The following is a 21,690-nucleotide window of genomic DNA, read 5'->3' as shown; positions in this document are numbered from 1 at the left end:
TCATGACCGTTGGCTTGCCCTTTGACCTGAATACTCAGATTAGCGATCAGCCAACCGATGATTTTGCGATCGCCTTTGCCCCTCTCTCTCTAGAACGGGCCTATCAGCTAGCCGACGATGGGGCCAACGGGGCGATTGTGCTGATGAGCGGCATGGTGCGCAATCAAACCGACGGTCAGCCGGTGGTGGCGCTAGAGTACCAGGCATACGAGCCAATGGCCATGCAGGTATTTAAGAAAATCGCCGCTGAGACTCGTCAGCGCTGGGCCGATATTACTCACGTCGTCATTCACCATCGCACTGGCAAGCTAGTCGTGGGCGAAATTAGCGTGCTGGTCGCTGTCGGTAGCCCGCATCGGGGCGAAGCCTTTGCTGCCTGTCAATACGCGATTGACACCCTCAAGCACAATGCTCCCATTTGGAAAAAAGAACACTGGCAAGACGGTTCGACTAGCTGGGTGAGCATTGGGGCCTGCGAAGAACCGTCAGATTCCGCATAGTTCAGACTTGGAGTCGTGACCTTACGGGTCAGTTTTTCAGTGATTTTTTTAGATAGGGTAAGCAGCTGACCGGCACCAGTCGGCATTCTCCGCTGAAGACGCGCTGGGTATTTAGCCAGAAGGCTTTTTCGGTGCGATCGCCCTCAATCAGCTCAAATGTCTCTTCTAGCTGGTAGAAAGCCGGATCGACAAATCGGCAGCGAAATAACTGAATGAGCTCATGCTTGGCTTTACCGTTGATCGTAAAAATATTGTCCAGACAGGTCAAATATTCAATATCGGTCAGCTCAGCCTGAATCTCCTCAACGAATTCCCTCTCTAGCGCCGCCTGGCTGGTTTCCCCAAAATCAATGCCACCTCCTAAAAAACGATAAAAGGTTTCCTGAGTATGGCAGTCTTGCCCCTGGCTAACAAAAATATGACCGCTGTGCTCAATCAGGCCCAGCGAGATCGGTCGAATGCGTTTAGCCATCGCAAAGCCTAGTCAGGAAAGGCCGCTTCTGGATTTTCTTCAGGCACCGGCCAGTCTTCGTTTTCACCGCCAACGATAATCTGCCGAATCTCTACATAGTCCTGACTGAACTGACGCACGGTGTTGATCAGCACGTCGAGGGCGATCGCATCGGTCGTACCCAGATCCAGCCAGCAGCGCGCCCAGAGCCCTTGAAATTCGACTTCTGCCATGTTGTGCATGAGCGAGAGGAGCGATCGCGCCGACTCATCTTCGTCATAGTCAAAATAGCTGATATCAACGCCCGTTTCCTGCACCTGCAGGTTTTCAGCATTAAAGCCGCCCAGCTTCCCAATAAAAAACCAGGAGCTAAAAATCTCCTCTATATACTGCTGCTCCGCCACCGAAGGCACCGTCTCAAACTCCAGCCAGATCCACAGATTAAAAAAGTCACATTCACGAAACTGAACTTGCACACAAACCTCACACCGAAGACAAACAGACGAACACTACCTAATATGCACTATACAATTGAAAGGCCCATCGACCGATATCAGCCGACGCTTTCTGTATGCTTCACCTGCGAGATATCAGCTACCATCCCACTGCCAGCGCTCTGCCCATCTTAAAGCAGATTTCATTTGATCTCGGCCCCAAGCAGTTAGGGCTGATTGTCGGCCCCAGCGGATCGGGAAAAAGCACACTGCTAGAAATTTTGGCCGGGCTCGCTACGCCGACTAGCGGCAAGCTGTTCTGGCGTGAGCAGTCGCTGCTCCCCGAAGCTTTGCAGCAGCTAGGCGGACTGGTCTTTCAGTTTCCTGAGCGGCACTTCTGCGGCCATACCGTCTTTGAAGAACTGCGCCTGGGTCACCCCCCCGAACTCAGCTCAGATCGGGTTCAGGAGGCCCTCGCGGCAGTAGGGCTAGATCATCTGTCTTTGCAGGCTTCGCCCCAGCAGCTCAGCGGCGGTCAGCAGCGGCGGCTAGCCCTGGCAGTGCAGCTGATTCGGCAGCCCTATCTGCTGCTGCTAGATGAACCGACTGCTGGCCTCGACTGGTCAATGCGACAGCAGCTAGTGAGCTTGCTGGCCGAGCTTAAAAAAGAGTGGAGCCTGCTGATCGTCTCGCACGATGCCGAAGACCTGGTTGACATCGCCGATCACTGCTGGACGATCAACCACGGTCAGCTCAGCAGCGTCCAGCCAGCCAGCTTGCGCCACCGCCAGCCTCAGCCCGCTGCCTGAGCCATTTACCTAAATCTTTTTACCTAAATCTTTCATCTCAGCTACTCATAGCGCGATCTACCGCTTCACCTATGGCCCCCTCTCCTCCTTCAGACTCACCTCAGCTAACGGGCCAAACGCCGTCCCCAGCGTCAGGGTTCCAAGCTGCAGAACCCCTATCGCAGCCTCTACCCGCCCATCTAGACTTATGGCAGCAAAGCCTGGGCTGGCAGCCTACTGAGGCTCAGCAAGATCTATTTCAGCAGCTTTACGCGCAGATTTTGGCGGGCAATCAGCAGCTAAACCTGACTCGAATCACCGGGCCTGATGAATTTTGGGAAAAGCATCTTTGGGACTCTCTCAGCGGCTTAGCCCCTTGGATTGCTGAAGATACAGCAGCGTCTCTGCCTGCGGAGGCTGACGTTGATTCTGATCAATCCCCGATTCGCATGATCGACATTGGTACTGGCGCTGGTTTTCCAGGCATTCCAGCAGCGATCGCCCTCTCACCGCTGGCCCCTATCGATCTTACTTTGGTCGATGCCACCCGCAAAAAGGTGCAGTTTCTCAAAACGCTGTGCCACCAGCTCGGCTTACTGGCTACCTGCATAGCGGCTAGGGCAGAAGCGCTAGGTCAGCAGTCAGCCCACCGCGCCCGCTACGATCTAGCGCTGGTACGCGCTGTCGGCTCTGCGGCAACCTGCGCAGAGTACGCCCTGCCCCTGCTCACGACTGGCGGACAAGCTGTGCTCTTTCGCGGCCAGTGGAGCACCGATGACACCGAGGCGCTGCTGCCGGTGATTGAGCTGCTGGGCGGCGAGCTGACCGATCTGCAAAGCTGGCAGACGCCGCTGACCCAAAGCAGCCGCCACTGCCTGTTTATCCACAAGGTCAGACTCACGCCTCCAGATTTCCCTCGGGCGGTAGGTGTGCCAGGAAAGCATCCGCTGACCTAGCCCTGATTTTTGATCGTCATCACTTCGACAATCTTCAGAGCCAAATCGTCGGGAATGACTAAAATATGACGCAGGTCATCTATAAAGGCTCGCTCTTCGGCGGAGACAATGCCGTCAGCAAAGACCAGATCGACGGCGATCGTAAAGGCAGTCGGAGCCAAACTGGGCGGTAGCACGGCTCTGGCACTTTCGATCAGGGCTTGGGGGCCATACTTTTTTAGTCTACTTACCAGGCTGTCTTGAATGTGCTCTAAGCTCTCTGTAGAGTCTTGAAACAGCCGCATTCGGCTTAGCCGTAGCGTCATCTCAGCTTCTTCTGATTTGGAGAGATAGCCATCAGCAGCGATCGCCACTAAACAGATCGCCGCCAATGCCTCGGCTGAATTCATTGCTAGCTTCACATCCGAGACTCTCCCAAACACCTGATTGAAAACGCCCATCCTGAGGCTCCCTATCTAAACAGCGTCAATGGGCTATTATTGCCAAGCTCCAGCATCTTCTAACAGTCCGACCCAGCAAAAGGGAAACCGCTTGCCATAAACCTTTCGCCATCCACAAAAAAGGAAGAGACCCGATGATCCCTTCCCTTCTTACGGCCAAGGCCTATCCAAACAGCATCAAGTGGTAGCCAACTTAATACTGCTTATACTGTTTGACGCGCTTCGTACTCTAGCTGCTGAAGCAGTGCTTCGTTGCCCTGTGTCTTGGCCACTTCCACGCGGTGCTGCAAAGAGCGGCTGATATTCTCCTTGTGCAGACGGCTAGACTCACGCAGCAGTTCGCGGCGGACCTGAGCAGCCGGGCTGCTGCTGACTAACTTACTGCGCAAGCCAGTTAGCAAAGCAGGCGATGTGCCAGTTGCCGTCTGCGGGGTAATCTGCTGAATTCCTCCCTGACGAGTCGTCTGATAGGCAACCCCTCGGTAAGTCAATCGCTCAGCTGGCTGAGGGATTGGCACATGGCGGACATAGCTGTAGCGAGCGGCATGCCCCCGGTACTGACAGGAAATTTCGCTATCAGTGACCTCCAGCCTCGGGGGGTTGTAGTCGTACTCAATACCTCGATAGGTAAGTTTCATTGTTTCGTTCCTCAAAAAAATAAATGCGAAAACATTCATGAGGCAACGCGTTCCTTCAGGGCTAGCGAAGCCTGGCTATCCTTACTTCCGTCTCAGGTGAAGGCTGAGATGAACGGGCTCAAGTCTTATTTCTGTATTCATTGTTACAGCTGCAAATTCTAATAACAAGGACTTGTGACATACGGTTACCTGCCTAGACTTTCTCTTTAAATTTGTGGTTTTCTTTGATGTAGAAGGAATACAGCTTTTTTTGCAGGTGTTATCATAGAGAAATCGTTGTAATTCTTAATATCCTAAGCAGACAGAAGATTATAGTCTGTTCTGCTGGTTTGACTAATCTGTAGAAGCCAGTTCCCTATGAAGTGCATTGTCAATCGGCGATCGCAGTTTTCATCAAGCCACCGATACTGGCTAGATGAGCTGAGCGAGCACGAAAATCTACGCCTTTTTGGTAAGTGCGCGCGCGCGCCCGGTCATGGCCACAACTATGTGCTAAATGTCTCGCTTGAAAGCGAGCTAGACCCCTATGGCATGGTGCTTAACCTGACAGAGGCTAAAGACATTATTCGCCGGGAGGTCGTAGAGCCGCTGGATTTTTCTTATCTCAATGAGACCTGGCAGGCGTTTCAAGCGACTCTGCCCACGACGGAAAATGTGGCTCGGGTAATCTGGCAGCGGCTGCTGCCTCACTTGCCCCTCATTAATATTCAGCTATTCGAAACGCCAGATCTCTGGGCCGACTATCAAGGAAACGGAATGGAAGCCTATTTAACCACTTCAGCTCACTTCAGCGCCGCTCACCGGCTAGCGCTGCCGGATCTCAGCGACGAGGCAAACACTGAGATCTATGGCAAATGCTCTCGGCCTAATGGTCACGGCCATAACTATCGGGTAGAGGTAACAGTCAAGGGCGAGGTCGATCCGCGCACGGGTATGTTAGTGGATCTAGGCGCGATGCAGGGAGCGATCGCTCAGCACGTCATTGAACCGCTCGACCATACTTTCCTCAACAAAGACGTACCTTACTTTCAGTCGGTAGTGCCGACTGCTGAAAATATCGTCATTCACCTCTGTCAGTTGCTGCGCCAACCGATCGACGAACTGGGCGCATCGCTGCATAAAGTCAAACTCATTGAAAGCCCTAATAATTCGGCAGAAGTCCTGGCAGAGGAATTAGAAGAAGCTGCTCTTTAGGCCGCATCTCAGCTATAAAAGACAGACAAAAGCCGCCCTTAGAAAATCAAAAGGGCGGCTATTAGTTTAGATGTGCAAGATCTATTGAAAAAATCCGCTCAGATAGCCATCGAATAGATTGACCAGTCTGAGCGAATCACCTTCCTTAAGCAATGCTAGCCATCTTCACATCGTTGGTAGCTAGCAAGTTCTGTAGCTCTTCTGAATCCACAGTTTCCTTGTCTACCAGCATATCGGCGAGCTTGTCTAAGATATGACGATTATTGACAAGCACAGACTTACAGCGGTCGTATGCCTGGTCTACTAACAGTCGTACTTCCGAGTCTATCGAGGCAGCGGTCTGCTCAGAAAAGTCGCGCTCGCTGGCAATGTCACGGCCTAAGAAGGGGTTGCCTTGCTGGCGACCTAGCGCCACCGGCCCGAGCACGTCACTCATGCCGAAACGAGTCACCATTTGACGAGCGACCCGCGCCACCTGCTGCAAGTCGTTAGAAGCACCCGTGGTGACTTCCTCATCGCCAAAGACGATCTCTTCAGCTAACCGGCCACCTAAGGCGACCGCCATCTGGTTTTGCAGATAAGAGCGAGAATACAGACCCGACTCTAAGCGCTCTTCACTCGGGGTAAACCAGGTGAGGCCACCGGCTCTGCCACGAGGAATGATGCTGATTTTTTGAACGGGGTCATAGTCAGGCATCAGCGCACCGACCAGCGCATGACCGGCTTCGTGGTAAGCCACCAGCGTTTTGCGCTTTTCGCTCATTACCCGGTCTTTCTTTTCGGGGCCAGCCAACACTCTATCAATGGCATCGTTCACTTCATCCATCGAGATTTCGGTGAGGTTGCGCCGCGCTGCCAGAATTGCCGCTTCGTTGAGCAAGTTAGATAGGTCTGCGCCTGTGAAGCCAGGCGTACGGCGGGCAATTTTCTCCAGGTCTACGTCTTTAGAGAATGTCTTACCGCGAGAGTGAACGTTGAGAATTTCTAAACGACCCGCATAGTCAGGGCGATCTACCACCACCTGACGGTCAAAGCGACCGGGGCGCAGCAGGGCCGCATCTAAGACATCAGGCCGGTTAGTCGCGGCAATGATGATGATGCCTGTGTTGCCTTCAAAGCCGTCCATCTCGGTTAGGAGCTGGTTCAGCGTTTGCTCACGCTCATCGTTACCGCCGCCCAGACCCGCACCGCGCTGACGGCCAACGGCGTCAATCTCGTCGATAAATACGATACAGGGGGCGTTAGATTTGGCCTGCTCAAATAGGTCGCGGACTCTGGAAGCACCGACACCGACGAACATTTCAACAAATTCGGAACCGGAGATAGAGAAGAAGGGGACGCCAGCTTCGCCAGCAACGGCCTTCGCTAGGAGGGTTTTACCGGTTCCTGGTGGGCCAACTAGCAAAACGCCTTTAGGAATTTTGGCCCCGATCGCTGTAAAGCGGTCAGCATTCTTCAAAAAGTCTACAACCTCGGCTAGCTCTAGCTTGGCCTGGTCGATTCCGGCAACATCGCCAAAGGTCACCTGAGTCTGAGGCTCCATCTGTACTCTGGCCTTAGACTTGCCAAAGTTCATCGCCTGGCTACCAGGACCGTTTGAGGCGCGGCGGAATAAGAAGAACAGCGCTACCAGCAGCAGCACTGGAATAACTAGCGCACTAAAAACCCGTACCAGGGCGCTCTCGTCCTGAGTGGGCTGCACCGAGATATCGACATTGTTACTGGTGAGAATATCGACTAGACCGGGGTCTTGAGGAAGATTGACGACGATCCGGCCAGTGCCATCAGGAGCGGCAAAGCGGGCCTGAGACTTGTCAGAGCTGACGGCGACGCTTTCGATGCGGCCCTGCTGAACTTCGTCAATAAACTTGCTATAGCGCCAAGACTGGGTCTCGACACGGGGTTGATCAAAAAATGTGGTTGCCAACGCAATCACAACGACGACGAGTAATACGTAAAGACCCGCGTTTCTCCAGCGTTTATTCACCGGGGGAAAGCCTCCTAAGTGGTGGTGTGAGGACGCCTAGTCTGGGAGCTGAGGGCTGGCTCTCAAGAATCTGATTCTCAAGAATCTACAGCTCAAATACTGCTAGCGTTAAATCCTGTGTTATTAACTTATGTTAACTCATTTTCAGGAATCCCTACAGGCGTTAGCTGTTTGGGCCAGTGCTCAGGTCTCTTTTACTACCTTAGATCAGCTTCCAAATCAGCGATCCGCTCTTGCAATGCCCTGATACTGGCATGTTGAGAGCTATATTCTAGTGTAGTTGCCCCGTTTAGAATTGTGTGGATAGGTAAAAGCTGGACAGCACAGTTACTGTAGGCGATCGCCTCAAACCCCATCACCCGGTCTTTTGTCCAAGGCTGGCAGCCCACCTTTTCACCTGTCGCCGCTAGGACTTGCATTAGCTGGCTTCGCATCAGCCCCGGCAAACACTGATCGCTCACCGGCGTCCACCACTGCCCCTCGGCCCAGCCCCACAGGTTGCCGGTAGCAGTCTCTAGCCATTCGCCTTGAGTGTTGGTCAGTATGGCGTCGCGAGCGCCACAGCGCTGGGCCTGCTGCTGAGCAAGCCAGCAGGCTAAGTAATTGCCGGTCTTATGGGCGGGCAAGCTGCGGGCATAGTCGGGTGGGGCAACCCAACAGGTGACGCCTGTCTGCTGCTGAACCGGTAGCTGAGGCGGCAGCGCCCGGCCTGTAATCCACTCACGGCCATCGGCAAAGAGCGTAATTCTCAAAATCGGGTAGCGGCTTTTGAGCTGCTCGCAGCCCTGGTAAATCCTCGCCCAATTTGGGAGCGTCCAACCAAACTGCTGGATGGATCGGGTGAGGCGATCGCAGTGACCTGCCCACTGAGTGAGCGGATGGTGCAGGTCTTCTCTATAAATCCGCAGCGTCGTAAACACCGTCGCCCCAAATCGCAGCCCTACCCCATCTAAAGGCACAGAAGGATTGCTACCGGTCTCTCCCGCTTCAAATAGATTGCCGCTGTACCAGAACGTCACTTAGTAACCCTTACCCCAACGACCGACTGGAGCGCTCAAATACTGAGCAAGACCCCTCGGAAGTCACCTGCAAACCCACCAGCGGCGACTCTGGATTACGGCACCGCTGGCCGCGCAAATGACGACAGTAATAACAAGTTCGGGCTGACGCCACCGGATCGCGAGGCGCTACCTGCATCAGTTCCTGCTGATTGAGCCCGCGAATCACCAGCTGATCGCCCTGCCAACTGGCTTCCACAATGCCCGTATCAGCCAGCTGTATCCAACGCGGGTCACCTTCTAGGTTTGGTGGAAGCGTCAGCACCACCCCCTCAGCGGAGATATCTACCTCGCCCTCGTAGAGATTTTCGCGCGGCGGGGCAGGTTGCCAAAACGACTCTGCCAAAGGTAAATCAATCGGTTGGGCAGCGGTTGGTAGATGTAGCTGATAGCGACTTTGCAGCGCCTCTAAACCGGCCAGATCGGTAAGCTGCTTTGGGTTTCCATGCACAAAAATGACGTGCTGGGGCCGCAAATTGTGAATTAGCTGAGTAGTGCCTCCCCCGTCGCTGTGACTGGTGAGCATGTAGTGCTCTATTTCAGTCTTGCCGGTAGCCATATCCTCTAAAACCGGCTTTGCCAACGTAGTCTGCATTTCTGCTAGCCAATCAAACGGTGCCCAGCGCCGTTTGAACTGGCCGTCTAAGGGGTCTGATAGCTGACCCTGCCACAGCGGAATGTCTTCTAAGTCAGGCACAAACACAGTCCAGTCCGACAGACCGGCCTGACAGTAAACGCTGGGATGTGTGGCCGGGTGAACAATCAAGATAGCCGGGTCTGTCCCGGCTGCGAGATCTGCCGGGGAGTCGCGTACCCCTAACCGCCTGACTCGGGGCAATACCCGTTCATCCCAAAACAGGGGCTGGTGCTGAGCAAAATTTTGGACGGTAGCGGGCAGTGACGAAAGGGCTCCTAAGTAGACATCGCATCCCAAAGCAACCAGCGGATCGACCCAGATATCTAGCGGCTGACCGGTGAAGTGGTGATGGCTCCGAAGCAGCATCAGCAGCTCTTGCCCCAATCCCAATAGCGGACTGGGAAAGACCGCTCGTCCGTGGTTAGTCAACGCCTTGCTCAGGCGCTCTACTAAATAATTTTCCTGCTGCTTGCGGTGCGGGTGCCGCTCGGTGCCATAGCTGCCTTCGATAATCAAAACGTCGGGCTTGAGGTTGCGCAGCTCTGCCAGGGGTAAGCCATCGACCAATCGCCCATTGGATAAGAAGCAGTCGCCTGAGTAGAAAACGCTGTAGGTGCGCTGAGGCGTTTTATAGGTGATTAAAAAGCAGGCTGCTCCTGGCAGGTGACCGGCTGGCCATAGCCTGACCGTCAGCCCAGGTGCTAGCTCTACTGGCGATCGCCAAGGCAGCGAACGACAAAACCTGGCATCTTCTTGGTCGGGCCAGTTCAGCGGCACCAGGCGAGCAGTGACCTCGCTGCTGAAAATTGGCAGGTGGGGAAAAGCCCGGTGCAGGGGCAACAGCCCTCTGACATGGTCTGTATGGGCATGGCTGCAGAAAACAAAATCGGCAGCTTCTTCTCGCAGCGCCGAGATATCGGCAAGGCCGCAGTCGAGCAAGATAGAGTAGGGGCCAATCTGAATGCTCAGACAGACCCCTTCATTTTCGTAGCCGACGCTATATGGCAGACAAGATAGCTCAGTCACGGGCAGTCTTTAGGCATTGGGCAATGCATCTCTGAGCAATGGATAGAGCCATTAATGGGCAGAGCCATTGCCATGGTAGTTTTTAGAGTCGTAAAAGCCGTTGCGAGTGCCAAAGAATAGGCAGCAGGCGGCAAATAGACCCGTCATTAGAAAAAGCACAAGTTTAATATCCATTGTCTAAAGATAGCTGAAGCCCTTTCGGGTTCCTCAGAGAAATACGTCAGTGCTGATCCTAACAACTCACTCTGATGGCATGTTAATTCTTAATGGTTTATGACAAATTGTAATGAGGATCAGTCTGGGGGTCAGCCAGCAGAAACGCAAATGGAAAAACTGATTTCGGCAGCGTGGTGCGATCGCCCCTCAGTCGCAGTCGCCCCCGATCTCCTTGGCTGCACACTCGTTCGGCAACTCCCCAATGGCCCTCTGATTCGCGGCACCATTGTCGAAACCGAAGCCTACTCCCCAGGCGATCCGGCCTGTCATGCCTACCGGGGCCAGAGTTTGCGCAATGCTGCCATGTTTGGCCCGCCAGGGCACTGCTATGTGTACTTGATCTATGGCATGTACCACTGCCTGAATGTGGTCACCGAAGCGCCAGGGACCGGCAGTGCCGTCCTGATTCGAGCGCTGGATCTGTGGGATATTCCGCCACAGCTCGATCCCAAACACAGCCAAAAACCCCACCGCACAGCAGCCGGGCCAGGAAAACTATGCAGAGCGTTGGAGATTGATCGGACGTTGGATGGCGATCGCTACCACCCCAAAAGCGGCTTATGGCTAGAGCATGGCCGTCCGGTGACCGCCCAAGAAATCGTGCAAACGACTCGCATTGGCATTACTAAAGCCGCTGATCGTCCGTGGCGCTGGTACTTAAAAGACTCGCTAGCGGTCTCTAAGCGGTGAGAAGATGGCGATTAAAAAACGAACTAAAGCAGAATTTCTTGGCCGTTGTTAGTAAACTTGACGGCGCTGACATTCCAATCGGCATTATTGAGCAGGGTTTTTTCGACGCTGCCAAAGAGTGCCCGCTGCTCACAGCTAGAAAGAGAGACAAATTGACGCTGCGAACTCGGCGCGAGCTGCATATTAACCGTAGCCGTACTGCCGTTGATGTTGACCTGATAGCTCTCCAGCTTAAAGGCGTTGTAGTCAATCGCGTCCATAGCTTTGCCGACGGCCTCAGTGATCGCCCCTTCGTTGGGTACCTGCACTGCCTGCTCGACAAAATTATTGCACTGAGCATCGATGGTATAGACCGAGACAGTCACCATCTGGCCATCAGGCTGCTTAGCACCCTCTGCCTGGCCATCAGGCTGAGCCTCAACCGGCTGAGCCTTGTCGAGGGTCTCAGTCGGCGGCGCGGTTTGCTTAGGGGTTTCTACGGCTTCAGGCGTGGGGCTAGGAGAGGGCTCTACGACCACTTTGTCGGGCGCAGTTGCGCAGCCCGTAAAAATCAGACTGAGCGTCAGGGCGAGGCCAGTGACACAAGTATTAGTAAGCTTAAATGGGGCAGCCCCCACAACCTGCTTGGAAATACGTTTTGGCAACCGAACCATCTGACGAAATACTGAATACAGCACTATTAAAGATACCCTTATCCTACAAAATGGATGTCTGCCCTGTCGCCACCCTGTGCCAATTTGCCAAGCTTTTACGCCGTCTAACCCTTCTCTTGAGCGGTGAACTAGCCGTATGAGTACCTTCCCCTGGCATCGACGCCATATTCTCTCTCTGGCAGAGTTTACGCCAGGGGAGTATGAGAGTGTTTTGCAAACGGCGCTTAGCTTTCAAGGTGTGCTCTCGCGGCGCACCAAAAAAGTGCCCACGCTGCAAGGCCAGGTCGTTGCCAATCTTTTTTTTGAACCGTCTACCCGCACCCGGAGCAGTTTCGAACTCGCCGCCAAGCGCCTGTCGGCTGACACGCTTAACTTTTCACCTGGTAGCTCTTCGCTGACCAAGGGCGAAACCATCTTAGACACCGCAAAAACCTACCTGGCAATGGGCACTGACCTGATGGTCGTCCGCCATCGGGGGGCGGGGGTACCGGCAACCATCGCTCAGGAGCTAGATCGGCTAGGCGCAGGTGTCGGCGTCCTCAATGCTGGGGATGGCCAGCACGAGCACCCTTCTCAGGCCCTGCTCGACTTGCTGACTATTTGCAATTCGCTCAATCCAGAGCAGCCGTCAATTGTCGATTTGCGGGGTAAAAAGGTAGCAGTAGTGGGCGATATCTTGCACTCACGAGTCGCCCGCTCTAACCTGTGGAGCCTGACGGCCTGTGGCGCTGAGGTGCATTTAGCCGCGCCGCCAACGCTGCTGCCTAAAGCTTTTGCCGAAGCCTTTTCACTCCCTTTAGAAACGTCTGAAGGGACCGTGCAGCGGCAAGTATTCATTCACTGGCAGGTAGACTCGGCCCTGAAAAATGCTGACTTTGTAATGGCGCTGCGGCTGCAAAAAGAACGCATGAGCGATCACCTGCTGCCTAGCTTGCGAGAGTATCATCAGCGGTTTGGCATCACGCGCGATCGCCTCCGGCACTGCTCACCCAATGTCAAAGTTCTGCACCCAGGGCCGACCAATCGCGGCGTCGAAATCACTTCTGACCTGATGGACGATCCGCAGGTGAGCCTGGTCTCTCAGCAGGTCGCTAGCGGTGTCGCCGTGCGCATGGCCTTGCTGTACTTAATGGGCGGCGCTCAGCAGCCCGCTGACAAAAAGACACCGCCTTCTCAAAAAACAGACTCTTCTCAAAAAACACCGTCTTCTCAAAAAACAGACTCTTCGCTACGTTAGTTACCGACAGATGGTCCCTCTGCGGCTGAGCTTTGGACCGCTAGATTGGAGAAAGAGGTATGCAGCCGTAAGATCTCTGATTCGGCGGTGCTATTAGTGTCGGCGTAGCGACTGAAAAGAAAAACTGTCTTATCGCCGTAGCCAATGAAGGTAGCGATCGCCTGGCTCAGCGTATCCGGGCGGTCAGAGAGCCACACTACCAGGGCGGACTGGCCATCAACGGTAATCGTACGATAGCGGCCAACCGTTGAGCCCTCTTCGAGAAAACTGTCAATATTGGCATTGACCAAAGGGCCGGGTGGCGCGTCTATTTGAAAGATCTGAGTGGCGACCAAATCAGCTTCTGTATCGGGCAGATTGGTAATCTTCAAACTGTCGTCTTCTACTTCAATCTGCCAGGTGGCCGGATAGTCAATAGAAATCGCCTCGTCTGAATAGTTAGCAATCTCAGCATCGAGGCTGTCTGGATCAGCCGCTGGCGCTGGCGCTGGCACAGGAGTTCCTGGTGACTCAGCCGGGAGAGCAGGCGATTCGGTTGGTAAGGTAAGGCTCTGAGCCGTGGCGGGCATGGCAGCAGTTAGCACCATAGCGGCAACGCTAAAACCGCTCAAGACTGGCATCAAAATTGGCATTAAGCACGGCAGCGGCGAAGTCGAACTCATAGATAAAGGCTCAGAGCAGCGTTGGTAATCTTTCAAACTGACCGCGTCTGCCGGTCATCCCTAAAGAGTATACAGAAATGCCCGCCCCCGCTTTTTGTTACATTTTTGTTAAGATACTGCAAAACTTGTAATCGTAAGTTACCAAGCCAAAGAGCTACTGTCTGCCCGAGTTTTCCCTTAGCGGATTACTGTCACTACTACTAAGGAGCCCATAAGGAGCTTTGTCTATGCTGCGCCTTGAAAACATCAGCAAAATCTACCCGACCGGTGAAGTCCTCAAAGATATTAACTGGGAAGTGAAAACTGGGGAGCGTGTTGGCCTAGTTGGGGTGAATGGCGCAGGCAAATCAACCCAGCTGAAGATTATTTTGAGCGAAGTAGAGCCCACAACCGGTTCGATTATTCGCCCGAACGAGCTGCACATCGCTGCGCTCAACCAGGAATTTGAAGTTGATCCCCGGCGGACGGTTAGGGAAGAATTCTGGACGGTCTTTTCTGAGGCCAACAAAATCCAGCAGACGCTCGCTGATATTCCCAAGCAGATGGAGAGCGCCGATCCGCGCCAGCTAGAGAAGCTAATTAACAAACTCGACAAGCAGCAGCGCCAGTTTGAGGCGCTCGACGGCTACGGGCTAGAGGCCAGGATCGAGAAGATATTGCCAGAGATGGGCTTTGAGAGCGATGCGGGCGATCGCCTCGTCAGCTCCTACAGTGGTGGCTGGCAAATGCGAATGGGATTGGGCAAAGTTCTCCTGCAGTCGCCCGATCTGCTACTGCTAGACGAGCCGACCAACCATCTAGACCTGGAAACTATCGAGTGGCTAGAAAACTATCTCAAAGGTCTCACCATTCCGATGGTGATTGTCTCGCATGACCGAGAGTTTTTAGATCGGCTGTGTACCTCTATCGTGGAGACCGAACGCGGCGTCTCAACTACCTACCTCGGCAATTACAGCACCTACCTGGCTCAAAAAGCAGAAAGCAAAGTCGCCCAGCAGAGTACCTTCGAGCGTCAGCAAAAGGAGCTGTCCAAGCAGCAAGCCTTTGTCGAGAAGTTTCGGGCTAGCGCTACCCGCAGCACTCAGGCCAAGAGCCGCGAAAAGCAGCTGGCCAAAATCGAACGAGTCGAAGCCCCCACTGCGGATCTGCGCGGGCTACAGTTCAAATTTCCGCCCGCTCCCCGCAGCGGCAGGGAAGTGGTGACGATTGCCGATATGACCCATACCTATGGCGATAAAATCTTATTTTTGGGGACAGGGTTAGAGATCGAGCGCGGCGATCGCATTGCCTTTGTCGGCCCCAACGGCGCAGGCAAATCGACCCTGCTGAGACTGATTATCGGCAGCGAGCCGCCCGACGATGGTACCGTCGCTCTGGGCGCGCACAACGTGATCCCCGGCTATTTTGAGCAAAATCAGGCAGAAGCGCTAGATCTAGAGAAAACCGTCATTGGCACCATTCACGATGAAGTGCCCGACTGGAAAAACGAAGAAGTGCGCACGCTGCTCGGTCGATTTTTATTTAGCGGCAGTGCGGCCTTTAAGAAAGTAGAAGCCCTCAGCGGGGGCGAAAAGGCCCGGTTGGCCCTGGCAAAAATGCTGCTTCAGCCAGCGAACCTGCTGATTTTAGACGAGCCGACGAACCATTTAGATATTCCCGCAAAAGAGATGCTGGAAAACGCCCTCAAGGCTTACGACGGCACCGCCTTGATTGTCTCTCATGACCGCTACTTTGTCTCTCAGGTCGCCAACAAGATTGTCGAGATTCGCGAGGGTGAACTGCGCCTGTACCGGGGTGACTACCGCTACTATCTCGATAAAATTTCAGAGGAAAAAGAGCGCACTAGGCTAGAGACAATCGAAGCGGAGAAAGCGGCCAAAGTAGCAGCCAAACGACAGAAACAGCGTCAGGCCAAAGCAGCTACAAAAGGCGCTAGCTGAGCGTTTATCCTTAAAGTTGGGAGTGCCGTCTTACAGATTCAGACAGATCAGACGGCCAAAGCGCTTTATTTTAGGAGTGACACATGCTAAATAATTAGATATCTACTTACAAGTTTTTTGCACTCTAATTGCAAATTTTCTGCGAGAGTAGTGGTAACTATAAAAACCTTTGATAAAAAAGATTGGATTCGTATCTTAATCGCAGACAGCAGCGCTACTTTAGTGCTTTAAGCGTGAGTTGAGCCTAAACGCACGTCTTGTAGGGTTAGTCTTGAGCCTTGATGCCATAAAGCAGCGGCCTAATCAGTGACTAACTGAGGCAGACCAGTAGGTGTAGCAGTATTTAGCCTCTCACATAGGGACTGACGCCGAAGCTGCCGCAGAAAGAAATTAGCTCAAACTCAGCTCAAATAGAAACGCTCTCTACTGTCAAGATTGCTGTTAGCATCCACTATATTTTTGTCAGAGCGGTCGCTGCCTGGGAACACCTCCCAGGTAGAACTGAACTCACTTAAAACCTTTCCGAACTGTCGCAAATTGTAGAGGATTTTCTGGTATGGCAGACACGCCTATTTCTCCAATGGTGCTCGTCATCTTAGACGGGTGGGGATGCCGAGAAGACAGCAGCGGCAATGCCATTAGTCACGCCAAAACGCCGGTAATCGACAGCCTGTGGGCGACTTATCCTCATACTACTATCAACACCTCAGGCAAAGATGTGGGCTTGCCTCACGGCCAAATGGGTAACTCTGAGGTCGGGCACCTGAATATTGGGGCAGGCCGGGTCGTACCGCAGGAGCTGGTAAGAATTTCAGACGCGGTGGAAAACAAAAGCATTCAAGAGAATCCGGCTCTGCTTGAGGTGTTCCAAAAGGTGCGCTACGCAGGCAGCAAGCTACACCTAGTGGGCCTCTGCTCAGACGGCGGCGTGCATTCCCATCTCAGCCATCTAGTCGGTCTGTTAGAGATGGCCAAGGCTCAAGATCTTTCAGAAGTCTGTATTCACGTCATTACTGACGGGCGCGACACTAAACCTACCGACGGCCAATTTTCCCTACAAAAACTCCAAGACGCGATTGAGCAGATGGGTATCGGTCGGTTAGTCACTCTGAGCGGTCGCTACTATGCGATGGATCGAGACAACCGCTGGGATCGCATCGAGAAAGCCTATCGGGTAATGACAGAAGACGGTGAGGGCAGTGGTACCTCAGCGTTGGAGGCGCTACAGGCTTCTTACGAAAACGATATCAACGATGAATTCGTCGAGCCGATGCGACTATCACCAGGAGCCGTCGAAGCCGGGGATGGGGTGATCTTTTTTAATTTTCGCCCCGACCGGGCTCGCCAGCTGACTCAGGCTTTTGTCAAGCGTGAGTTTTCGGAGTTTGAGCGCGATCCGATTTTGCCGCTGACTTTTGTCACCATGACCCAGTATGACCAGTCGCTGCCGGTGGGTGTGGCCTTTACCCCTCAAAGCCTGGATAATATTTTGGGCGAAGTGGTCGCTCGGCACAATCTTAAGCAGTTTCGCACCGCTGAAACTGAAAAATACGCGCATGTCACCTATTTCTTTAACGGCGGTCTAGAAGAACCCTTTCCAGGTGAAGATCGGGAGCTAGTGCCCAGCCCGATGGTGGCCACTTACGATAAAGCCCCTAAGATGTCGGCAGTTAAGGTGACCGATACGGCGATCACGGCCATCAACAAACACAAATATTCGTTGGTGGTCATGAACTACGCCAACCCAGATATGGTGGGTCACACTGGCAAAATGGATGCCACTATCAGCGCCCTTGAAGAGGTTGATCGCGAAGTTGGCCGATTGCTGGCAGCGATCGCTCGGGCGGGCGGTACCGCTTTGATCATCGCTGACCATGGCAACGCAGAATACATGCACGATGAGCAGGGTCGGCCCTGGACGGCGCATACGACCAATCCGGTGCCGTTCATTCTGATCGAGGGCGAGGGGCTAAAAATTCCGGGTCATGGCTGTGAGGTGCAGCTCCGGGAGGGCGGCTGTTTGGCCGATGTCGCGCCGACAATTCTACAGATTTTGCAGCTGCCGATTCCTGCCGATATGACCGGGCAATCGATGATTGTGCAGCCGCAGGCCGACTATAAGTCTAGTCGTTCGCCGGTGAAGGTTTCTTTGCAGCGGTAGGAAGACAGGCGGCAGGAGACAGAAGGGCGGGGGGCGCGATAGGATAGGGTGAGTAACCAGTTGGGGCTAGCGTTGGCCTAGCGGAATTGTCATGGTAGTCACAGTTGTTAAGGTTGTTTGGGCGATCGCTGCAATCGGCGTTTGTGTTTTGGTGCTGCTGCATAGCCCCAAAGGTGATGGGCTAGGCGCATTAGGCGGGCAGGCGCAGCTCTTTACCAGCACTAAGAGCGCAGAGGAAACGCTGAACCGGGCGACCTGGCTGCTGACGATTGTCTTTATGGCGCTGACGGTCGTGCTTAGCGGTGGCTGGCTGACGGCGACGCCGTAATAGTGCATCGAGTGAATTCTAGACCGGCAATGAGCTAGCTAGTCAGGCTAAAGCTGCCCTTCAGGTGTCGGTGACCTGAACAATCTTCACAGGGCTGCTGCCTTTAATTGGGTTGATTGAGTGCTTACCGGCTTCGGCAAGGGCCTGATAGGCTTTGTCGATGATGATTTGCTCGCGATTGGTAGGGTGGTTTTTGTCGGCAATGGCCCCGCCGACCTTGGCATCGACTGCGACGACTGAGCCATCTGCTAGGGTCAAGGGCTCTTCAGTCAGCGATGATTGCAGGGTTTCGCCATACTGTTTGAGTCCGGTTTTATCCATGCCGGTGAGTACGCACATGAACTGCGCGCCGTTTTCATCGCGACTGTCGCAGTATAGCCAGGTGTCGAGGGTGACGCTTTGGCGGATCACAGCGGCGATCGCCTGATCGAGCTGAGCATTTTGCCGCGCTGTCGTCTCAACCGCACCAATGGGCAGCTGCCGCTTAGCATCGACAATCAGCAGACCAATAGCGTTGAACTGCGGATTGCCTGGCTGTAGCTTCATTTGCTGAATGAGTGCTGAGAGAGTCTGAGGGAGCACCTCGGCATTGATCAGACCTGTGCCTGGGTCGGTGAGCTTCAGCGCTAGCAGCAGGTTTTCATGGCTTTGCCGCAGCCGGTCAGTATTGCGGGTTTGACTGGTGAGATCGCGATCGCGACCAGAGAGCTGCTCTTCTAGCTCAGTGGTCTGCTTTTTGGCGCGTGAGACCCGCCATCCTCTTTTGATCAGCGCTGGGGTGATTACCAATAGGCCGATCAGGACGCCAATCGCCAGTGTAGAGAGGAGAACCAGCGCTAGGGAGCCAGAGACTTGCGCGATTAAAAGATTGATGATGACTGGCTGATTATTGACTAGGGCAAAGGCGATCGCCAAGAAAGCAATGGCAATAGCGGCGACAATCAGGAGGGGCATATCGGCCTCACGGAATACATACAAAGACCTCTCTAGCCTATCGTAAGCTCGCTTAAAACCCCTGTTCTTAAACCCCTGTTTCTTAAGCCCCTGTTACAGAGACATCATTACCTGAGAGAGCAGAGCTGGCGGCACCGTATTCAGGGCGGCTTGCTGCCCGGCGAGCCCTAGCTGATTGTAATGAGCCCGCAGGTTGGTCACAATGGCGCTAAAGCGGCCCTGATAGGCAGCTGAGTCAGCGGGCAGGCCATCAATTGCCTGCAGGTAGCTGTACAGAGACTTTTGCAAACTCTCAGCAATCTCCGGCAGAGAAGGCGCAGTTTCGGCCATCTGCGCGTGGACATCGCCCAGACAGTGGTAGATTGCCGCGCTGTCCATTTTGCTCAGCGTGTTCGCTGCTTGACTGATATTGAGCGCCGCTTCGAAGGCGATGATCGCGTTTCTCTGGTAGCGCGCCTTTTGGTCGAGATAGAGGTCATTGGCTTTGGTCAAGTCCCAATAGGCCAGGGCCAAATTGTTATAGGTGATGGCGCAGGCGGCTGGGTCTACTTCTGGCGTGCGGTACTTAAGCGCGTTGCTATAAGTGGCGATCGCCTGCTTCAGCAATTCCTGAGTCTGCTCGTATTTAGCCAGGCTCCAGTAAGTGATACCCAAGTTGTTCTGTACGGCTGCATAGTCGAGCGGTTGCTGATCGGGGCGATAGCCTGAGCAAGCTGCTTTGTAAGCTGTGATCGCCCGATATAAATTAGGCCGTGCTGCATCGTAGTGAGAAAGCTTCCAGTAAACCGAACCCAGACTGTTTTGCAAAACAGCAGACTCTTCAGCAGACAATGCCACAGTGCCCAACTGTAGCGCCTGACCGTAGGCTGTCGCGGCCGCCTGCAGATAAGCGACTGGCTCCTCATAAGTTGCCAGTAAGCTATAGACCGCGCCGATATTGCTATAGAGCTGCCCGGCGATGCTAGTAGGCTGCTGCGGATCGATTTTAGTGAGCGCCTCTTGATAGAGCGTGATGCTATGACTCATGCAGTCTACAGACTGCTGTGGGTTAGTCAGCTGCTGCGCTTTGAGCCAGTAGAGCGTCCCGAGATCGTTAAGGCTACTGCCCCAGTTAGGATGCGGCCCGTCCAGGCAGCGCAGCCCCCCCTCATAAGCTGCGATCGCCGGTTCAATCAGCGCTAGCCCCCGCTCGCCAGCCTCTATCCGATTGCGGTAAACATAGCCCACCGCAAAGTAATCATCCGCAGCCTTCTGTTTATCAACCCTCTCCTGATCTCCTGTCTCCTGCCCCCTGCTCTTCTGCTCTCCTGTCTCCTGTCTTCTGCTTTCCTGCTCTCCTGTCTCCTCTACTCTCCCATTCCTCTCTCCTACCTGCAGCTCACCCACAGCAGAGTCCGCAAATATGAGCGCAATATCGTCCAGCCCATCCATATCGGCTTGAGCGCTGGTCACTGCCTCTGATCTGGCATTGCTGCGGCTGCCCTGGCTGACAATCGAATGCAGACCGCCTGCCGTTTCCACAACCTGCTTTTTAAGCGTCTTCCGATGAAGAACCGTTGGCTCAAAACTGTCTGCTGTATCAGTACGTCCCTCAATATCAAGGGTGCTGATTTCTGAGATATTAGGGTTGCCTGCTTCGCACGCTGGGCAGGGAGGTGAGCAAATAGCGGTGTGTGTCTCAACCGCTTCACTTGACGGGACAACGGGTTCAGCATGGACGGTATGCAGCGCAATCTTAGGCTGTACAGTCTGCGCGTCAATAGCTTCTGAAACAACATCAATGGCATCTTCACCATCGCCAGCCTCGCCATAGAGATTGCCCGTCAGCGGATAGGTGTCGAAGTCGGCACTTAAGTCAGCGTTGGGGCTAGCATCTGGCTGAGTGTCTTTCGGAATGTCTTTCGGGATGTCTTGCTCAGATGCGCTGGTTTCATCTTGATGCAGCGACTCCTGCCACGCTGAGGTCGGGGTCGGATCGCTGACAAATTCAAAAACGCCGTTGCGCCAGTTCCAAAACGTCGGGGCCGATTGCTGAATCATGCGTAGCCAGGGCCAGGGCATCCATACCAGCAAACTGGTATTGAGCCGGGGGAGAAGCGCTTCGATTTTTTCGAGCGATCGCAAAAAGTGATTTTGAGTAATAGCAGGCTGACGGGTCATCTGCTCAATGCCCAACATCTGTACTTGAGGCAGAGCGCCTTCTGTGAGCATCGTCTGCTGCATCCACTGGGCAATCTGCCGGGTCAAGTTAGCATCTTCAGGGTCAAACCAGAGCCGCTCTAGCGATCGCTGCTGGCCAGCAACATCTGGCGAACAAGGACGCGCCCATTCACCTAACGAGCCGGGACTAATAGCTCTGCTACCCCCTTTTCCCCTTTCCCCCTTTCCCCTTTCCCCTTTCCCCTCTGCTTTTTCCATAGCAGGATCTGCCGCGGCCTGGGCGATCGCAGCTATATCTTCCAAATCATTTTGCAGCTGGGTAGCGAGCTGATTCTGTAGCGCCACATCGTCGCACACCGCGATTAGCAGCTGGCGTCGCAGATCGAGACTCATGGCTGCTTTCAGCGACTGATAAGCCTGCTGATTGACCCCGAGAAGCTGACGAGACTGTGGCTGGCTGGCGATCATGAGCAGTGCCCGCACGAGGACTGGCTGTTGAAGAGCTTTAGAGGGCAGTTAAAAAGCATGGGGTAAAGTCGTTTCAGGCGTAACTCGAAGCTGACCTGGGTGTCCTCTACCT

The 21,690-nt window shown here is 54.0% G+C and carries 22 protein-coding genes and 1 riboswitch; of the genes, 10 read left to right on the top strand and 12 right to left on the bottom strand.

The features are described 5' to 3' along the window. Positions 1 to 2: 2 nt before the first annotated feature. Complete coding sequence (locus tag CKL79_RS00580) at positions 3 to 500, top strand: molybdenum cofactor biosynthesis protein MoaE (protein WP_121967641.1); 498 nt, start codon at positions 3 to 5, stop codon at positions 498 to 500. 28 nt (positions 501 to 528) lie between these two features. On the opposite strand, the gene CKL79_RS00575 is transcribed toward CKL79_RS00580, so the two are convergent. Further along, positions 529 to 972 carry an NUDIX domain-containing protein gene (locus CKL79_RS00575; protein WP_121967640.1) on the bottom strand — a complete coding sequence of 148 codons (444 nt, stop codon included), beginning with the start codon at positions 970 to 972 and terminating at the stop codon, positions 529 to 531. A gap of 8 nt (positions 973 to 980) precedes the next feature. Further along, positions 981 to 1,427, bottom strand: a complete 447-nt coding sequence (locus tag CKL79_RS00570) for a DUF3531 family protein (RefSeq protein WP_121967639.1) — start codon at positions 1,425 to 1,427, stop codon at positions 981 to 983. A gap of 95 nt (positions 1,428 to 1,522) precedes the next feature. On the opposite strand from CKL79_RS00570, the gene CKL79_RS00565 reads away from it, so the two are divergent. After that, a complete protein-coding gene (locus CKL79_RS00565; protein WP_121967638.1) occupies positions 1,523 to 2,194 on the top strand; it encodes an ABC transporter ATP-binding protein in 672 nt (223 codons plus the stop codon). Between the two features lie 71 nt (positions 2,195 to 2,265). Further along, positions 2,266 to 3,129: a 16S rRNA (guanine(527)-N(7))-methyltransferase RsmG gene (gene rsmG, locus CKL79_RS00560; protein WP_121967637.1), complete on the top strand. Its 864-nt coding sequence runs from the start codon at positions 2,266 to 2,268 to the stop codon at positions 3,127 to 3,129. Here rsmG and CKL79_RS00555 read toward each other — a convergent pair. Further along, complete coding sequence (locus tag CKL79_RS00555) at positions 3,126 to 3,569, bottom strand: tellurite resistance TerB family protein (RefSeq protein WP_121967636.1); 444 nt, start codon at positions 3,567 to 3,569, stop codon at positions 3,126 to 3,128. The two genes, rsmG and CKL79_RS00555, sit on opposite strands and share 4 nt — an antisense overlap. A gap of 203 nt (positions 3,570 to 3,772) precedes the next feature. Then, the gene (locus CKL79_RS00550; protein WP_121967635.1) at positions 3,773 to 4,207 is read right to left on the bottom strand and encodes a DUF4278 domain-containing protein; all 435 of its coding nucleotides are present in this window, start codon (positions 4,205 to 4,207) and stop codon (positions 3,773 to 3,775) included. A gap of 44 nt (positions 4,208 to 4,251) precedes the next feature. Next, a riboswitch (Glutamine riboswitch) is annotated at positions 4,252 to 4,324 on the bottom strand. Between the two features lie 240 nt (positions 4,325 to 4,564). Between CKL79_RS00550 and CKL79_RS00545 the strand changes: the two genes are divergently transcribed. Next, complete coding sequence (locus CKL79_RS00545) at positions 4,565 to 5,401, top strand: 6-carboxytetrahydropterin synthase (protein WP_121967634.1); 837 nt, start codon at positions 4,565 to 4,567, stop codon at positions 5,399 to 5,401. Positions 5,402 to 5,546: 145 nt separating this feature from the next. Here the strand turns inward: CKL79_RS00545 and ftsH3 are convergent, their stop codons facing one another. The 4 genes from ftsH3 to CKL79_RS24100 form a co-directional block, all read right to left on the bottom strand. Further along, positions 5,547 to 7,388, bottom strand: coding sequence for an ATP-dependent zinc metalloprotease FtsH3 (gene ftsH3 / locus CKL79_RS00540; protein ID WP_121967633.1), 1,842 nt, complete (start codon positions 7,386 to 7,388; stop codon positions 5,547 to 5,549). 197 nt (positions 7,389 to 7,585) lie between these two features. After that, the gene (locus CKL79_RS00535; protein WP_121967632.1) at positions 7,586 to 8,407 is read right to left on the bottom strand and encodes an aminotransferase class IV; all 822 of its coding nucleotides are present in this window, start codon (positions 8,405 to 8,407) and stop codon (positions 7,586 to 7,588) included. Between the two features lie 10 nt (positions 8,408 to 8,417). Beyond that, positions 8,418 to 10,109, bottom strand: a complete 1,692-nt coding sequence (locus CKL79_RS00530) for an MBL fold metallo-hydrolase (RefSeq protein WP_121967631.1) — start codon at positions 10,107 to 10,109, stop codon at positions 8,418 to 8,420. Positions 10,110 to 10,160: 51 nt separating this feature from the next. Continuing rightward, positions 10,161 to 10,283, bottom strand: coding sequence for a hypothetical protein (locus CKL79_RS24100; protein ID WP_276298681.1), 123 nt, complete (start codon positions 10,281 to 10,283; stop codon positions 10,161 to 10,163). A gap of 150 nt (positions 10,284 to 10,433) precedes the next feature. On the opposite strand from CKL79_RS24100, the gene CKL79_RS00525 reads away from it, so the two are divergent. After that, positions 10,434 to 11,015 carry a DNA-3-methyladenine glycosylase gene (locus CKL79_RS00525; RefSeq protein ID WP_121967770.1) on the top strand — a complete coding sequence of 194 codons (582 nt, stop codon included), beginning with the start codon at positions 10,434 to 10,436 and terminating at the stop codon, positions 11,013 to 11,015. A gap of 23 nt (positions 11,016 to 11,038) precedes the next feature. Here CKL79_RS00525 and CKL79_RS00520 read toward each other — a convergent pair whose 3' ends face one another. After that, positions 11,039 to 11,632, bottom strand: a complete 594-nt coding sequence (locus CKL79_RS00520; protein WP_141242124.1) for a sporulation/spore germination protein — start codon at positions 11,630 to 11,632, stop codon at positions 11,039 to 11,041. A 172-nt stretch (positions 11,633 to 11,804) separates the two neighbouring features. Between CKL79_RS00520 and CKL79_RS00515 the strand changes: the two genes are divergently transcribed. After that, entirely contained in the window at positions 11,805 to 12,905 is a 1,101-nt protein-coding gene (locus tag CKL79_RS00515) for an aspartate carbamoyltransferase catalytic subunit (protein ID WP_121967629.1), read from the top strand. Here CKL79_RS00515 and CKL79_RS00510 read toward each other — a convergent pair. Next, on the bottom strand, positions 12,902 to 13,492 hold the full coding sequence (locus CKL79_RS00510) for a hypothetical protein (protein WP_141242123.1): 591 nt from the start codon (positions 13,490 to 13,492) through the stop codon (positions 12,902 to 12,904). The genes CKL79_RS00515 and CKL79_RS00510 overlap by 4 nt on opposite strands. On the opposite strand from CKL79_RS00510, the gene CKL79_RS24095 reads away from it, so the two are divergent. The 4 genes from CKL79_RS24095 to secG all read left to right on the top strand — a co-directional run bounded on the left by CKL79_RS24095 (position 13,473) and on the right by secG (position 17,996). Next, the gene (locus CKL79_RS24095) at positions 13,473 to 13,595 is read left to right on the top strand and encodes a hypothetical protein (protein WP_276298676.1); all 123 of its coding nucleotides are present in this window, start codon (positions 13,473 to 13,475) and stop codon (positions 13,593 to 13,595) included. The genes CKL79_RS00510 and CKL79_RS24095 overlap by 20 nt on opposite strands. 199 nt (positions 13,596 to 13,794) lie before the next feature. After that, positions 13,795 to 15,507: an ABC-F family ATP-binding cassette domain-containing protein gene (locus CKL79_RS00505; RefSeq protein WP_121967627.1), complete on the top strand. Its 1,713-nt coding sequence runs from the start codon at positions 13,795 to 13,797 to the stop codon at positions 15,505 to 15,507. Positions 15,508 to 16,063: 556 nt separating this feature from the next. Then, positions 16,064 to 17,668 (top strand): 2,3-bisphosphoglycerate-independent phosphoglycerate mutase, encoded by a 1,605-nt coding sequence (gene gpmI, locus CKL79_RS00500; RefSeq protein ID WP_121967626.1) that lies wholly within the window; start codon positions 16,064 to 16,066, stop codon positions 17,666 to 17,668. A 91-nt stretch (positions 17,669 to 17,759) separates the two neighbouring features. Beyond that, on the top strand, positions 17,760 to 17,996 hold the full coding sequence (gene secG / locus CKL79_RS00495) for a preprotein translocase subunit SecG (RefSeq protein WP_121967625.1): 237 nt from the start codon (positions 17,760 to 17,762) through the stop codon (positions 17,994 to 17,996). 60 nt (positions 17,997 to 18,056) lie between these two features. On the opposite strand, the gene CKL79_RS00490 is transcribed toward secG, so the two are convergent. Together CKL79_RS00490 and CKL79_RS00485 are read right to left on the bottom strand one after the other, a co-directional pair. Continuing rightward, positions 18,057 to 18,950, bottom strand: coding sequence for a LapA family protein (locus CKL79_RS00490; RefSeq protein WP_121967624.1), 894 nt, complete (start codon positions 18,948 to 18,950; stop codon positions 18,057 to 18,059). Between the two features lie 93 nt (positions 18,951 to 19,043). Continuing rightward, positions 19,044 to 21,593: a tetratricopeptide repeat protein gene (locus tag CKL79_RS00485; protein ID WP_141242121.1), complete on the bottom strand. Its 2,550-nt coding sequence runs from the start codon at positions 21,591 to 21,593 to the stop codon at positions 19,044 to 19,046. Positions 21,594 to 21,690: the final 97 nt, after the last annotated feature.

The organism is Leptolyngbya sp. BC1307, assembly GCF_002286735.1.
Lineage (GTDB): Bacteria > Cyanobacteriota > Cyanobacteriia > Phormidesmidales > Phormidesmidaceae > Phormidesmis.
The sequence above is the reverse complement of the archived record's forward strand: the minus strand, read 5'-3'. Positions and strand labels throughout refer to the sequence as shown.